Source organism: Microbacterium xanthum, from assembly GCF_034531355.1.
GTDB classification, from domain to species: domain Bacteria; phylum Actinomycetota; class Actinomycetes; order Actinomycetales; family Microbacteriaceae; genus Microbacterium; species Microbacterium xanthum.
In genome coordinates this window covers 76837-90962 of record NZ_JAWHUE010000004.1, presented here as the reverse complement: position 1 = coordinate 90962, position 14126 = coordinate 76837, and the positions used below count along the sequence as shown (strand labels likewise).

The 14126-nt window shown below is 68.2% G+C and carries 12 protein-coding genes; 6 read left to right on the top strand and 6 right to left on the bottom strand.

The genetic code is table 11. The features are described 5' to 3' along the window. The first annotated feature begins 47 nt into the window (after nt 1–47). The 4 genes from RZO50_RS12730 to RZO50_RS12715 all read left to right on the top strand — a co-directional run bounded on the left by RZO50_RS12730 (nt 48) and on the right by RZO50_RS12715 (nt 5199). A complete protein-coding gene (locus RZO50_RS12730) occupies nt 48–572 on the top strand; it encodes a DUF3000 domain-containing protein (RefSeq protein WP_416211611.1) in 525 nt (174 codons plus the stop codon). After that, the gene (locus RZO50_RS12725) at nt 565–1764 is read left to right on the top strand and encodes an HRDC domain-containing protein (protein ID WP_322600108.1); all 1200 of its coding nucleotides are present in this window, start codon (nt 565–567) and stop codon (nt 1762–1764) included. Before RZO50_RS12730 ends, RZO50_RS12725 begins: the two co-directional genes overlap by 8 nt. 73 nt (nt 1765–1837) lie before the next feature. After that, nucleotides 1838–3046 carry a thiolase family protein gene (locus RZO50_RS12720; RefSeq protein WP_322600107.1) on the top strand — a complete coding sequence of 403 codons (1209 nt, stop codon included), beginning with the start codon at nt 1838–1840 and terminating at the stop codon, nt 3044–3046. An 8-nt stretch (nt 3047–3054) separates the two neighbouring features. Next, complete coding sequence (locus tag RZO50_RS12715) at nt 3055–5199, top strand: 3-hydroxyacyl-CoA dehydrogenase NAD-binding domain-containing protein (RefSeq protein ID WP_322600441.1); 2145 nt, start codon at nt 3055–3057, stop codon at nt 5197–5199. Nucleotides 5200–5239: 40 nt separating this feature from the next. Here the strand turns inward: RZO50_RS12715 and dxs are convergent, their stop codons facing one another. From dxs to dut, 5 genes are all read right to left on the bottom strand, one after another. Then, complete coding sequence (gene dxs, locus RZO50_RS12710; protein ID WP_322600106.1) at nt 5240–7207, bottom strand: 1-deoxy-D-xylulose-5-phosphate synthase; 1968 nt, start codon at nt 7205–7207, stop codon at nt 5240–5242. Nucleotides 7208–7337: 130 nt separating this feature from the next. After that, nucleotides 7338–10166 carry an aconitate hydratase gene (locus RZO50_RS12705; RefSeq protein WP_322600105.1) on the bottom strand — a complete coding sequence of 943 codons (2829 nt, stop codon included), beginning with the start codon at nt 10164–10166 and terminating at the stop codon, nt 7338–7340. A 136-nt stretch (nt 10167–10302) separates the two neighbouring features. After that, entirely contained in the window at nt 10303–11001 is a 699-nt protein-coding gene (locus RZO50_RS12700) for a DUF3159 domain-containing protein (RefSeq protein WP_322600104.1), read from the bottom strand. 71 nt (nt 11002–11072) lie between these two features. Beyond that, nucleotides 11073–11642, bottom strand: a complete 570-nt coding sequence (locus tag RZO50_RS12695; RefSeq protein WP_322600103.1) for a DUF3710 domain-containing protein — start codon at nt 11640–11642, stop codon at nt 11073–11075. Continuing rightward, on the bottom strand, nt 11639–12091 hold the full coding sequence (gene dut, locus RZO50_RS12690; protein ID WP_322600102.1) for a dUTP diphosphatase: 453 nt from the start codon (nt 12089–12091) through the stop codon (nt 11639–11641). The genes RZO50_RS12695 and dut overlap by 4 nt, the downstream gene beginning before the upstream one ends. Nucleotides 12092–12103: 12 nt before the next feature. On the opposite strand from dut, the gene RZO50_RS12685 reads away from it, so the two are divergent. Further along, the gene (locus RZO50_RS12685; protein WP_322600101.1) at nt 12104–12604 is read left to right on the top strand and encodes a DUF3093 domain-containing protein; all 501 of its coding nucleotides are present in this window, start codon (nt 12104–12106) and stop codon (nt 12602–12604) included. Here RZO50_RS12685 and RZO50_RS12680 read toward each other — a convergent pair. Next, a complete protein-coding gene (locus tag RZO50_RS12680; RefSeq protein ID WP_322600100.1) occupies nt 12574–12867 on the bottom strand; it encodes a DUF4193 domain-containing protein in 294 nt (97 codons plus the stop codon). The genes RZO50_RS12685 and RZO50_RS12680 overlap by 31 nt on opposite strands. A 202-nt stretch (nt 12868–13069) precedes the next feature. Between RZO50_RS12680 and sepH the strand changes: the two genes are divergently transcribed. Continuing rightward, on the top strand, nt 13070–14122 hold the full coding sequence (sepH, locus tag RZO50_RS12675; RefSeq protein WP_322600099.1) for a septation protein SepH: 1053 nt from the start codon (nt 13070–13072) through the stop codon (nt 14120–14122). The last annotated feature ends 4 nt before the right edge of the window (nt 14123–14126 follow it).

Here is a 14126-nt window from a genome sequence, read left to right as displayed (position 1 = left end):
CTCGCGCGCCGACGGCCTTCGCCGCTGCCGCGGAGCAGGTGCGGGCGATGCGTTTTCGCGACGACCTCACGGTGCATGAGATCGACGCCCCGGGAGGGCTCGCGCCGGACGCCCTGGCGCTGGCCGGCGAGGTGCGCCCCGAAACGGAGGCCGCCGTGTCCGCATACGGCACCGGGCGCCTGATCCTGCTCCATGACCCCGACGAGCCCGCGGTCTGGAACGGACCGTGGCGCATCGTCTGCTTCGCACAAGCGCCGCTGGAAACCGAGATCGGCACCGATCCGTTGTTGGCCGAAGTGGCGTGGTCCTGGCTGCTGGAGGCGCTCGCCGCCCGCGGTGCCGCACATCACTCCGCGTCGGGGACCGCGACGAAGACGCTGTCGAAGGGCTTCGGCACGCTCGCCGCCGAGGGGGACGGCGCGCAGATCGAACTGCGCGCGTCGTGGTCGCCCCAAGGGCCGGTCACGCCTCACGTGGAGGCCTGGGCCGAACTGACCTGCATGTTGGCCGGGTTACCGCCCGGCTCCGAGGGGATCGCCGTCCTCGGCTCTCGAAGGAATCCTCGTGTCTGAATACACCGTCATCGCCGAACGCGATGCCTTCCTCGCTGCCTGTACGACGCTCGCCGCCGCGGCGGGTCCGGTCGCCGTCGATGTCGAGCGGGCCTCCGGGTTCCGATATTCTCAGCGCGCGTATCTGATCCAGGTCTTCCGTCGCGACGCCGGCGTCTTCCTCTTCGATCCCCCGGCCCTCGACGACTTCGCCCCGCTGCAGGAGGCCATCGGCGACGCGGAATGGGTCCTCCACGCCGCCAGCCAGGATCTTCCGTCCCTCCGCGAGCTGGGCCTCGAGCCGCCGCGCCTGTTCGACACCGAGCTGGCCGCGCGCCTGCTCGGCCATGAGCGGGTCGGTCTGGGCGCAGTGGTGGAGAACACGCTCGGGATCGCCCTGGCCAAGGCGCACTCGGCATCGGACTGGTCGCAGCGCCCCTTGCCGCAGTCCTGGCTCGAGTACGCCGCACTCGATGTCCTTCACCTCGTGGATGTGCGCGACGTACTCGCCCGCGAACTGCGCGAGCAGGACAAGACGGAGATCGCCGCGGAAGAGTTCGCCGATGTCCGCGACCGGCCGGCCAAGCCCCCACGCGACGAGCCGTGGCGGCGACTGAGCGGACTGCACGCGGTCCGCGGGCGGAAAGCCCTCGCTGTGGCTCGCGCGTTGTGGACGGCGCGAGAGGAGTTCGCCGAAGCGGAGGACATCGCCCCGGGCCGCCTGGTACCGGATCGCGCCCTCGTCGCGGCGGTGGTGGCCGATCCCCGCTCCAAGCACGATCTCGCCGCGCTGAAGGAGTTCACCGGACGCGCCAGTCGAAGCGAGCTCGACCGCTGGTGGCAAGCCATCGAACGGGGGCGCGCCGATCCCACCCCGCCCCGCGAGCGCGCGACCGGCGGCGACACCCTCCCGCCACCGCGGGCCTGGGCGCAGCGCAATCCCGATGCCGACCTGCGTCTGAAAGCGGCGCGACCGGCCGTCGAGGAGCTGGCCACCAACCTGCACATGCCGACGGAGAACCTGCTCACCCCCGACACGTTGCGCCGTGTCGCGTGGACTCCCCCGGAGCCGGTCGATCCCGACTCCGTCGCCGACGCCTTGCGTGCGTGGGGTGCTCGCGAGTGGCAGGTTGGGCGAACTGCACAGGTGATCGCGGATGCGTTTGTCGGATCCGTGCAACACGCAGAGAAGGCCGCCGACCCGGCTTCGTAGAATCGGACCAACCGATTCCGATGCGTCGGGAGCCGCTCTTAGGCTGAGGTCATCCCTGAACTTTGGAGGCAGAGTGGCCGAGCTTTCGGACGTCTACTTCGTCGATGGAATGCGCACCCCCTTCGGGCGCGCCGGCGAGAAAGGCATGTACTGGAACACCCGATCCGATGATCTCGCCGTGAAGGCGACGATCGGACTGATGGAGCGGAACGGAGGCGTCCCCAAGGAGCGCATCGACGACGTGGCCATCGCCGCGACGTCCCAGACCGGGGACCAAGGTCTGACCCTGGGGCGCAGCGTCGCGATTCTTGCGGGTCTGCCGCAGTCCGTCCCGGGTTTCGCGATCGACCGCATGTGCGCGGGCGCCATGACCAGCGTCACGACCATGGCGGCCTCGATCGGGGTCGGCATGTACGAGCTCGCGCTGGCCGGCGGAGTCGAACACATGGGTCACCACCCGATCGGCGCCAACGCCGATCCCAACCCGCGCTTCGTCGCCGAGAAGATGGTCGATCCGGGCGCTCTCAACATGGGTGTCACCGCCGAGCGCATCTTCGACCGCTTCCCGCACCTGACCAAGGAGCGCTCCGACCGCTTCGGCATGCTCAGTCAGCACAAAGCGCAGGCTGCTTACGACGCCGGCAAGCTCCAGGCGGATCTCGTCCCCGTGGCGATCAAGGACGCGGAGGGCGCGTGGGGTCTTGCGACCGAGGACGAAGGCCGTCGCCCCCACACGACCATGGCGGACCTCGCGGCCCTCAAGACCCCCTTCCGACCGCACGGCCGCGTCACCGCGGGCACCTCGTCGCCGTTGACCGACGGAGCGACCATGTCGCTGCTCGCCGGGGGCAGCGCCGTGAAGGAGCTCGGCCTGCGCCCCAAGATGCGCATGGTGTCCTTCGCGTTCGCCGGGGTCCAACCCGAGATCATGGGCATCGGCCCCATCCCCGCCACCGAGAAGGCGCTGACCAAGGCCGGCCTGACCATCGATGACATCGGGTTGTTCGAACTCAATGAGGCTTTCGCCATCCAGGTGATCTCGCTTCTGGACCACTTCGGGATCGCCGACGACGATCCGCGCGTCAACCAATGGGGCGGGGCCATCGCGCTCGGCCACCCGCTGGCGGCGTCCGGCGTCCGGCTGATGATCCAGCTGGCTGCGCAGTTCGCCGAGCGGCCCGACGTCCGGTACGGCCTGACGGCGATGTGCGTCGGCCTCGGTCAGGGAGGTTCCGTCATCTGGGAGAACCCCCACTACGACGGCAAGAAGCGGAAGAAGTGAGCGCCGAGATGACCAACTACGACGAGATCGACTTCACTCCCCTGCTCTCCCTCTCCGACGACGAGGTCGTCACGCACTCGCGGGTGCGTGACGTACGCCTCCCATCGGGCCGGACGATCGCCCTGATCACCCTCGACAACGGCCGGGATCACACGCGTCCGAACACCCTGGGGCCGAAGACGCTCACGGAGCTGGGCGAGCGGCTGGACGAACTGAAGATCCGCGCCTCCGCGGGTGAGATCGACGCGGTCGCCGTCACCGGCAAGCAGTACATCCTCGCCGCGGGCGCGGACCTGTCCGACATCACGCTGGTCGGCTCGAAGGAGAACGCCAAGAAGGTCGCACAGCTGGGGCACCATGTGCTCGGCAAGCTGTCCGGACTCGGCGTGCCCTCCTTCACCTTCGTCAACGGACTCGCGCTCGGCGGTGGCCTGGAGATCGCCCTCAACTCGACCTACCGCACCGTCGACGCCTCGGCGGCCGCCATCGCGCTTCCCGAGGTCTTCCTCGGGATCATTCCCGGATGGGGAGGTGCCTACCTTCTGCCGAACCTCATCGGCATCGAGAACGCCCTCGAGGTCGTCATCAGCAACCCCTTGAAGCAGAACCGGATGCTGAAGCCCGCGCAGGCTTTCGACTACGGGATCGTCGACGCGATCTTCCCGGCGTCGAATTACCTGGAGGACTCCCTGCGCTGGGCCGACGACGTTCTGGGCGGCAGCATCAAGGTCGAGCGCCGCAACGAGCCCGGCCGCATCGAGCGGATGACGAAGTGGCCGATCGCCATCAAGATGGCGCGCGGCATGCTCGAGTCCAAGATCGGGACCGTCCCCGCATCTCCGTACGTGGCGCTCGACCTGCTCGACCGCGCCCGAAGCGGCACGCGCGAGGACGGTTTCGCCCGGGAGGACGAGGCGCTGGCCGAGCTCGTCACGGGCGATCAGTTCGCCGCATCGATGTACGCCTTCGACCTCGTGCAGAAGCGCGCCAAGCGTCCGGTCGGCGCCCCCGACAAGTCGCTCTCGAAGAAGGTGACCAAGGTCGGCATCATCGGCGCCGGGCTGATGGCGAGTCAGTTCGCCCTGCTGTTCGTCCGCAAGCTCCAGGTCCCCGTGCTCATCACCGACCTCGACCAGGCTCGCGTCGACAAGGGCGTGGCGTACATCCACGACGAGATCGGCAAGCTCGAGGCCAAGGGTCGCCTCGATGCGGACGGCGCCAACAAGCTCCGCGCGCTCGTACGGGGCACGGTCGACAAGAGCGAGTACGCGGACTGCGACTTCGTCATCGAAGCGGTCTTCGAGGAGGTGGGCGTCAAGCAGCAGGTGTTCGGGGAGATCGAGAAGATCGTCGCCGACGACACTGTTCTGGCCACCAACACCTCGTCGTTGTCGGTCGAGGAGATCGGGTCGACCCTTGCTCATCCCGAACGTCTTGTCGGCTTCCACTTCTTCAACCCGGTCGCGGTGATGCCGCTGATCGAGATCGTCAAAACGTCACACACCGCCGATGAGGCGCTGTCCACCGCGTTCGTGGTCGCCAAGGGGCTCGGCAAGAACGCGGTTCTGACCGCCGACGCCCCCGGGTTCGTGGTGAACCGCCTGCTGGCGAAGGTGATGGGCGAGGCCGCACGTGCGGTCTACGAGGGCACGCCGATCGTGACGGTCGAGAAGGCCTTCCAGCCGCTCGGCCTGCCGATGTCGCCGTTCCAGCTGATCGACTTGGTCGGGTGGAAGGTCGCCGCCCACGTGCAGGACACGATGGCTGCTGCCTTCCCCGACCGCTTCTACGCGTCGGAGAATTTCCACCGGCTCGCCGAGCTTGACCAGGTGGTCGAGAAGGACAAGTCCGGACGAGTGACCGGATGGACCAAAGCCGCTGAGAAGGTCCTGCGTGGCGCGGTCGGTGAGAGCGCGACGTCGGAGGCGGAGATCCTCCGACGGGTGCAGGACGGTCTCGCACAGGAGATCGCCATCATGCTCGACGAGGGTGTGGTGCCGGAAGTCGAGGACATCGACCTCTGCCTGATCCTCGGCGCGGGATGGCCGTTCATCGACGGTGGCGCGTCGCCCTACCTCGACCGCGAGGGCGCCTCCGAGCGCGTCTTCGGTGACACCTTCCACCACCCGGTGATCGTCGGCATCGACAGCTGAGTCGCGCGGGCCGTCGGCGCCTCGGCGTCGACGGCCCGTGTCAACCTTCCTCGCGTCGCGGGGCCAGGTCGATGACCTCGTCGGTGACGGACATTCCGGCACCGCGGGCGATGGGAAGCCTCGTCCCCAGCACCTGGGCGACGACATCCTGCGCGATCCGAGCGGCGGTCAGTCCAGCATCTTCGAGGATCTGCTCGCGTGACGCGTGCGGGATGAATTCGTCGGGAACGCCCAGCTCGTCGACCGCCGTGTCCACCCCGGCCTCGCGGAGAACCTGCCGCACGCGCGTGCCCACGCCGCCGACGCGGATCCCGTCCTCGATGGTGATGACCAGGCGATGAACGGCCGCGAGCTGCACGACCGAAGACGGCACGGGGACGACCCACCTCGGATCGATGACCGTGGATCCGATCCCTTGGGCGCGGAGCCGCGTGGCGACGTCGACCGCGACGTGGGCCATCGGCCCGATACCGACCAGGAGGACGTCCGGGTCGTCGAAGCGCGCGAGGACGTCCACGCCGTCGGGAAGGCGCTCGATGGCGGGGAGCTCCGGAGCGACGGTCCCCTTCGGGAAACGCAAGACCGTGGGGGCGTCGTCGACGGCCACCGCCTCTCGAAGCTCCTCCCGCAGACGGGCGCCGTCTCGGGGCGCGGCGATCCGGATGTGCGGGACGATGTGCAGCATCGCGAGGTCCCAGATCCCGTGGTGACTCGGCCCGTCCGGCCCGGTGACGCCGGCTCGGTCGAGCACGAAGGTCACCCCGGCGCGATGGAGCCCCACATCCATGAGAACCTGATCGAAAGCGCGGTTCATGAAGGTCGCGTAGATCGCCACGACCGGGTGCAGCCCCCCGTAGGCCAGGCCCGCCGCCGAGGCCACGGCGTGCTGCTCGGCGATGCCGACGTCCTGCACGCGATCGGGGAATCGCTCGGCGAAGGGCAAGAGCCCCGTCGGACGCAGCATCGCGGCGGTGATGGCGAGGACATCCTCGCGCTCCTCACCCACGGCGACCAGTTCCTGGGAGAAGACATCGGTCCAGCTGCCGCCCCCGCCGCCGCCGCCGCCGCCGGCGAGCGTGGCGCCGGTGACCGGGTCGATCTTGCCCACCGCGTGGAACTGGTCGGCCTCGTCCTCCACCGCGGGCCGGAAGCCGCGTCCCTTCTCGGTGATCGCATGGACGATGACCGGGGCACCGACGTTCTTCGCCAGTTCGAGAGTCTCCAGGAGCGCCTCGATATCGTGTCCATCGACGGGACCGAGGTACTTGATGTCGAGATTCGAGTAGAGCGCCTCGTTGTTCACGAAGCGCGAGAGGAATCCACGCGCACCTCCGCGCACGCCGCGGTACACCGCTCTGGCCGCCGGCCCGAGTCGACCGAAGAGACTCGCCGATCCGTGGTGCAGCGAACGGTACGCATCCCCCGTCCGCACCTTGTTGAGGTAGCGGGCCATGCCGCCGATCGTCGGGGCGTAGGAACGGCCGTTGTCGTTGACCACGATCACGAGGCGACGGTCGTTGTCGTCCGAGATGTTGTTGAGCGCTTCCCACGTCATTCCGCCGGTGAGTGATCCATCACCGACGACGGCCACCACGTGACGGTCGCCTCGACCGGTCCGTGTCAGCGCACGAGATATGCCGTCCGCCCAGCTCAACGAACTCGACGCGTGCGAGGACTCCACGACATCGTGGGCGCTCTCGGACCGTTGCGGATACCCGGCGAGCCCGCCGCGGGAACGGAGGTCACGGAAATCCTGGCGACCCGTGAGGATCTTGTGGACGTATGACTGATGCCCTGTGTCGAAGACGAAGGGATCATCGGGCGAGTCGAACACACGATGCAGGGCGATCGTCAGCTCGACCGTCCCGAGGTTGGGGCCCAGATGGCCTCCCGTCCGAGAGACGTTGTCGATCAGGAACGTCCTGATCTCGGCGGCGAGGCGTCGGAGCTGGTCGGGACTCAAGGCGTCGAGGTCGCGCGGGCCCGTGATCGAGGGGAGGATGTCCATCGGGCTCCCTTCGTCGTCGGCTCCGGCTCATCGGTTCGAGACGCCTGACGGCCAGTCTATCCGCGAGCGCGCGGGAAAGGCGGAAGGCCCCGTTTCGTCCGAGAAACGGGGCCTTCCGAGGTCGGCGGCCTCAGACCAGGGAACGGAGCACGTACTGCAGGATGCCGCCGTTGCGGTAGTAGTCGGCCTCCCCTGGCGTGTCGATGCGCACGGTGGCGTCGAACTCGATCGTCTGGGCGCCCTCACGAGAGAACTCGCTGGGCTCCGCCGTGACGCGGACCGTCTTGGGCGTGACACCCTCGTTGAGCTGCTCCAGACCACTGATCGAGATGATCTCCGTGCCGTCGAGCCCGAGCGACTCCCAGCTTTCGCCCGCGGGGAACTGCAGCGGAACGACTCCCATACCGATCAAGTTCGACCGGTGGATGCGCTCGAAGCTCTCGGTGATCACCGCTTTGACGCCCAGCAGGCTCGTGCCCTTCGCGGCCCAGTCACGCGACGATCCCGAGCCGTACTCCTTGCCACCCAGGACCACCAGCGGCGTCCCCTGCTCCTGGTAGTTCACGCAGGCGTCGTAGATGTACGCCTGCGGCCCCCCGGGCTGCGTGAAGTCACGGGTGTAGCCGCCCTCGACGATCTTGCCGTCGTTGACGGAGGCCACCAGCGAATTCTTCAAGCGGATGTTCGCGAACGTGCCGCGGATCATCACCTCGTGGTTGCCTCGACGCGAGCCGTAGGAGTTGAAGTCCTTGCGCTCGATGCCGTGCTCGGTGAGGTACTCCGCGGCCGGAGTACCGGGCTTGATGTTCCCCGCGGGGCTGATGTGGTCGGTCGTCACCGAATCCCCGAGGGTGGCCATGACGCGCGCTCCCGAGATATCGGTCACCGGCTCCGGCTCCAGCGCCATGCCGTCGAAATACGGCGCCTTGCGCACGTAGGTGGACTCCTCAGCCCACTCGAAGGTCGGGCCGCTCGGAGTCGGAAGGCTCTTCCAGCGCTCGTCACCCTCGAACACGGTGGCGTACTGCTTGATGAACTGCTCACGGGAGATCGAGGAGTCGATGACGTCCTGAACTTCCTCCGGCGCCGGCCAGATGTCGGCGAGGAAGACGTCTCGGCCCTGGTCGTCCTTGCCCAGCGGGTCGGTTTCGAAGTCGAAGTTCATCGACCCCGCGAGGGCGTACGCGACCACCAACGGCGGCGAGGCGAGATAGTTCATCTTCACGTCGGGGCTGATACGGCCTTCGAAGTTGCGGTTGCCGGAGAGCACCGCGGTGACGGCCAGGTCGTTGTCGTTGATCGCTGCGGAGACCTCTTCGATGAGCGGTCCGGAGTTTCCGATGCAGACGGTGCAGCCATAGCCGACCGTGTAGAAGCCGAGTCCCTCCAGAGCCTTGTCCAGGCCCGATTTCTCGTAGTAGTCCGTCACGACCTTCGAGCCCGGCCCGAGCGTGGTCTTGACCCACGGCTTGGTCTTCAGCCCCTTCTCGAGCGCCTTCTTCGCCAGCAGGCCCGCAGCCATCATGACCGACGGATTGGAGGTGTTCGTGCACGAGGTGATCGCCGCGAGCGCGACGGATCCGTGGTCCAGGGTGAACGACGCCCCGTCGGCGGTGGTGACCGGCGAGGGCTTGGATACGACCTTCGGAGCGTGCGAGTGGTGGTGGTGCTCGTGGTGGCTGTCCGCGTCCTCGGGGCTGAACCCGGGCGGGTCCGATGCCGGGAAGGATTCCGAGACGGTCAGGTCGACGAGGTCGTGATCGGTGTCGGCGTAGTCCACCAGGTCCTTCTCGAACTGCTCCTTCGCCTGCGCCAGGAGGATCCGGTCCTGCGGACGCTTCGGCCCGGCGATCGAGGGAACCACCGTGGAGAGGTCGAGCTCCAGGTACTCGCTGAAGGTCGGCTCGTTGGCCGGGTCGTGCCAGAGCTTCTGCTCCTTGGCGTACTGCTCGACCAGCGCGACCGTCTGCTCATCGCGCCCGGTCAGGCGCAAGTACTCGAGCGTGACGTCATCGACCGGGAACATCGCCGCGGTGGATCCGAACTCGGGGCTCATGTTGCCGATGGTCGCGCGGTTGGCCAGCGGCACCGACCCGACTCCATCGCCGTAGAACTCGACGAACTTGCCGACCACTCCGTGCTGACGGAGCATGTCGGTGATGGTCAGGACCACGTCTGTGGCGGTGACACCGGCGGGGATCTCCCCGGTGAGCTTGAATCCCACGACGCGGGGGATGAGCATCGACACCGGCTGACCGAGCATGGCCGCCTCCGCCTCGATGCCGCCCACGCCCCAGCCCAGGACGCCGAGACCGTTGACCATGGTGGTGTGCGAATCGGTGCCGACGCACGTGTCGGGGTAGGCACGGAGGACCCCGTCGACCGAGCGGTCGTAGACCACCTTCGCCAGGTGTTCGATGTTCACCTGATGCACGATGCCGGTCCCCGGCGGGACGACCTTGAAGTCGTCGAATGCCGTCTGCCCCCAGCGGAGGAACTGGTATCGCTCCCCGTTGCGCTGGTACTCGATCTCGACGTTGCGCTCGAGGGCGTTGTCCGAGCCGAAGAGGTCGGCGATGACGGAGTGGTCGATGACGAGCTCGGCCGGCGAGAGCGGGTTGATCTTGTTCGGATCCCCGCCCAGGGCGGTGACGGCCTCGCGCATCGTCGCGAGATCGACGATGCAGGGCACGCCGGTGAAGTCCTGCATGACCACGCGTGCGGGGGTGAACTGGATCTCGGTGTCGGGCTCGGCCGCGGCATCCCACCCGCCGAGGGCCTCGATCTGCGCCTTGGTGACGTTGGCGCCGTCCTCGGTGCGGAGCAGGTTCTCGAGCAGCACCTTGAGGCTGAACGGGAGCTTGTCGTACCCGGGAACGGTGTCGATGCGGAAGATCTCGTAGTCGGTGCTGCCGACTGTCAGGGTGCTCTTGGCACCGAAGCTGTCAACTGTGGACACGTCCGTCTCCTTCGTCGCCGGCAGGCCCCCAGCATGGGACCGGCTCCCCCATCTTCACCCTTCCCCGTGGCCGGGGACCAGCAAGGCAGACCTTACCGCGGGCGGTGGATTTATCTCGATGTCGAGATAAATCCTATCACTCGGCGGATCGAGGATGGAGCGCCCGCACGGCGAGCCACGTGACGGCGAGCATCGGGGCGAACAGGGGAAGACCCATGACCAGCTTGAGGGTGCCCAGCGCCGTGATGTCACCGGCGAAGTAGAACGGCAGCTGCACCGCCAGGCGCGCGGCGAACAGAGCCGCCCAGGCCACGGCCAACCAGAAGTAGACACGTCGTTTGCGCCGGTCGCGTCGCCAGGTGGTGCCCTCCCCCAGGAGAAAGCCCGCAGCCAGCCCGATCAGGGACCAGCCCGTGAGCGCCGAGACCAACAGCGCCGAGCCGTAGACGGCGTTGGTGATGAACCCCGGAACGAAGTTGTTGCCGGCGTCACCGGTCAGGAGGGCGAACGCGGCGGCCACGACCGCCGCGACGAGTCCACCCACGGCCGCGGTGACCGGCTGACGCGCGATGAGGCGGGCGAGGGTGAAGACGGCAGCGACCGCCACCGAGAGACCCAACGACAACCAGAGGTCGCCCTCACCCGAAGCCGGGTCGATCGTCACCGTGTAGACGACGATGAACACGAGTCCCGGAAGCACCGACTCGAGGATTCCGCGGAAGCCGCCCATCGAGGCCCACACCACGTGTCCGGTCGTCGTGGACTCCGCCGGATCGATGCCCGCCCGCCGCGCGGCCTGACCCAGCGCGGCGCCGAGCACCTCAGAGGCCGACACGTCGTTCTCCGACGTGTCAGGGGGCGTGTGCGCACGTTCGGCACCCGACCGGCGCGGATCTCCTGCGTCGGTCACGCGGAACCCGGCGTCGCCGGCATCTTCAGGGGAATCAGATCTCGCGGCGGCATCGGCGATCCACCTCGCACGACGACGATCGAACGGAAGAGGTCTTCGACCTTCCCCGCGGCCTCGGCGTCAGAGGCACCTGCTCCCCCGATGACCCCGCGCAGGAACCAGCGCGGACCATCCACCCCGACGAATCGCGCGAGTCGCTTCCCGCTGCTCCCGTCCGCCGCGGCGACGGGCACCTCGGCGAGCAGCTCGGGACCGAACGGCCCCTCCCGCTCCTCGACACGCCCGCCTTGCGTGCGCACCTGTTCCCGGATCTGGTCCCGCGTCTCGTCCCACAGCCCACTCGAGCGGGGTGCGGCGAAGGGCTGGACCTGGAGGGTCGACGAGGCGTAGTCGAGCCCGACCGCCACGATCCGCTTGGTCTGCTCCTCGACTTCGAGACGAAGGTTCAGACCCTCGCGGGGAAGGATCTTGATTCCGCCGAGATCGATGTACGGCCGAACGGGGTTCGCCTCGCTGTCGTCGAAGGGCCCGGAACTGGCACGGTCTGCGGGGGTGTCGTCGGTCATGAGGATGCTCCGTCCATCTGATAGCCGGTCGAGCCGAACCCTCCGTCGCCCCGCGCGCTCTCCGGAAGAGCGTCCACGGGTACGAATCGCACGGCGGGTACCGGCATCACGATGAGCTGGGCGATGCGGTCGCCCGCCGTGATCTGATACGGCTCACGCGCGTCGGTGTTCAGCAGGGCGACCTTGATCTCGCCACGGTATCCCGCGTCGATCGTCCCCGGGGCGTTGACCACGGTGATGCCGTGCTTTGCGGCGAGGCCGCTTCGCGGCACCACGAAGCCGACATGTCCGTCGGGCAGGGCGATGCGTACACCCGTTCCCACGAGCGCCCGCTCGCCCGGCTCGAGCCGCACATCCTCGGCCGAGACCAGATCCGCACCGGCATCGCCCGGATGTGCGTACAACGGGGCCTCTCGGGCCATAATGAGGACGTCCACCGATTGGGTCACGCAACGAGGGTAATGCAGAACACACCAGCCGATGTCGGCGCCGGCGGCGCCTCCGTCTATCGCGAGCGTCTGAGTCCGTCCCTCTGGGCGCTCGTCGCCGGAGGACTGGCCGGGCCGATGGCCGCACTCGTCTTGGCTCCCATCGACACGACCGCCGCCCTCGCGCTCGGCGGCATGGTCGGTATCGGCGTCATCGCGGCATGGATCGCCGCGTCACCTCGCATCGAGGTCACCGGGACCTGCGTACGCGTCGGCCGGGCGCACATCGATGCGCGACACCTCGGTGAGCCGGTGACCCTGACGGGAGAGGACGCACGTCACGCCCGAGGACCGGGTCTTCACCCGCGCGCATGGCATCTGCTTCGCGGCGGGATAGACGGGATCGTGGTGATCCCGATCGAGGATCCGGACGATCCTGTGCCGGCGTGGTACGTGTCCTCACGCACCCCGGACCGCCTCGCCGCGGCGGTCCGGCGCGGGATTCAGGCCTCGCACTCCCGACAGCTGAGGTGACCGTCGGCACTGAGAACGGCCTGCGAGCGGTGCTTCACGAGAAAGCAGTCCATGCACGTGAACTCGTCCTGCTGAGCAGGCAGCACGACCACGTCGAGCTCGAGGTCCGACAGGTCTGCGCCCGGCAGCTCGAAGCCCGAGGGGTTGTCGGCGTCCTCGACGTCGACTGATCCGGAAGCCTTGTCCGGAACGCGCTCCTTGAGCGCTTCGATCGACTCGCTCTCGTCTTCGGACTTGCGAGGAGCGTCGTAATCAGTAGCCATTCGTGCGGGTCTCTACTTCCCAGAAGTTTGCTGTGGGCCCCATCGGGGCGGCGATAGTTTGCACGACCGGATGCGTTTTCGCAAATGCGATCCGCGGGGCGCGCTCGGTTCGGAACTCGCGGCACGCCCGCGATATTCCCGGCGGCGACGACACGCTGTGTCAGCATGGGCGACGAACGCCGAACCGGAGAGGCGAAATGGTATGGAACAGCTCAGAGTGATCGGGACCGAAGACGATCGACTCGTCCTCGCGACCGAGGCAGGCGACCGCTTCGCGCTCGCCCTGGACGACGTGCTGCGCGCCGAGTTGCGTCGGGCTCGACGAGAGCAGGAGTCGGACGCCCCCGTCAAGCGGGCGAGCCCGCGCGAGATCCAGTCCCACATCCGGGCGGGCCTGTCGACTCAGGAGGTGGCCGATCTCCTGGAGGTGCGGGTCGAAGACGTTCAGAAGTTCGAGCGCCCCGTGCTCGCCGAGCGCGAGCACGTCGTCGGCCAGGCCCTGGCCGTTCCGGTGCTCATGGGCTCCGAGCTCGATCACGACGCGCACGTGAGCTTCGGCACGGCGATCCGGGCGAAGCTCGCCGAGGCGGGCGCCTCCGGCGAGCGGTGGACCAGCTGGAAGGAGCAGAGCGGGTGGATCGTGAAGCTCGAGTTCACCTCGAGCGGGATCGACCACGATGCGCGTTGGGGCTTCGATCCGCGCAGATCCACACTGTCGCCGCAGAACGCAGACGCCGTGCAGCTCTCCCGTCAGGGCTCGCTCCCCGAAGGGCTCATCCCCCGGCTACGTGCGCTCGACAACGCCGGCAAGGACGACTCGCGCTTCGACAGCGGGGCCTTCGGCCCCCGCCGGGTACCGGACCAGGACGCGGGAGCGGACGCGGAGGACGCTGCTCTGATCGCGAACACCCCCGGCACGACCCAGGCTGTGCGTCAGGCGGCGACCAAACGAGCCGACGCCCCCGAGGTGACCACCTCCGCCGAAACGGCCGACCTGCTGGAGGCGCTGCGACGTCGTCGCGGACAGCGCGAACCCCTTCCGGAGCCAGAGCAGGAACCGGCGCCCGCCGGCGGCGCCCCCGTGGCCCTCTTCGACGCGCTCGAGCCGGGGTACGACGCCTCGGAGGAGGCGGCATCGAACGATGACATCGACGACCGTACGGTGGTGATCGCCGAAGGATCCGGCCGCCGCAAGGGGCGAACGTCCATGCCGTCGTGGGATGAGATCGTCTTCGGGGCGCGCACCGAGGACTGACCGG

Coding starts and splice junctions, on each gene's coding strand:
- RZO50_RS12730 (WP_416211611.1), top strand. CDS start 48: ATGCGTTTTCGCGACGACCTCACGGTGCATGAGATCGACGCCCCGGGA.
- RZO50_RS12715 (WP_322600441.1), top strand. CDS start 3,055: ATGACCAACTACGACGAGATCGACTTCACTCCCCTGCTCTCCCTCTCC.
- dxs (WP_322600106.1), bottom strand. CDS start 7,207: ATGGACATCCTCCCCTCGATCACGGGCCCGCGCGACCTCGACGCCTTG.
- RZO50_RS12695 (WP_322600103.1), bottom strand. CDS start 11,642: ATGACCGACGACACCCCCGCAGACCGTGCCAGTTCCGGGCCCTTCGAC.
- RZO50_RS12685 (WP_322600101.1), top strand. CDS start 12,104: ATGCAGAACACACCAGCCGATGTCGGCGCCGGCGGCGCCTCCGTCTAT.
- RZO50_RS12680 (WP_322600100.1), bottom strand. CDS start 12,867: ATGGCTACTGATTACGACGCTCCTCGCAAGTCCGAAGACGAGAGCGAG.
- sepH (WP_322600099.1), top strand. CDS start 13,070: ATGGAACAGCTCAGAGTGATCGGGACCGAAGACGATCGACTCGTCCTC.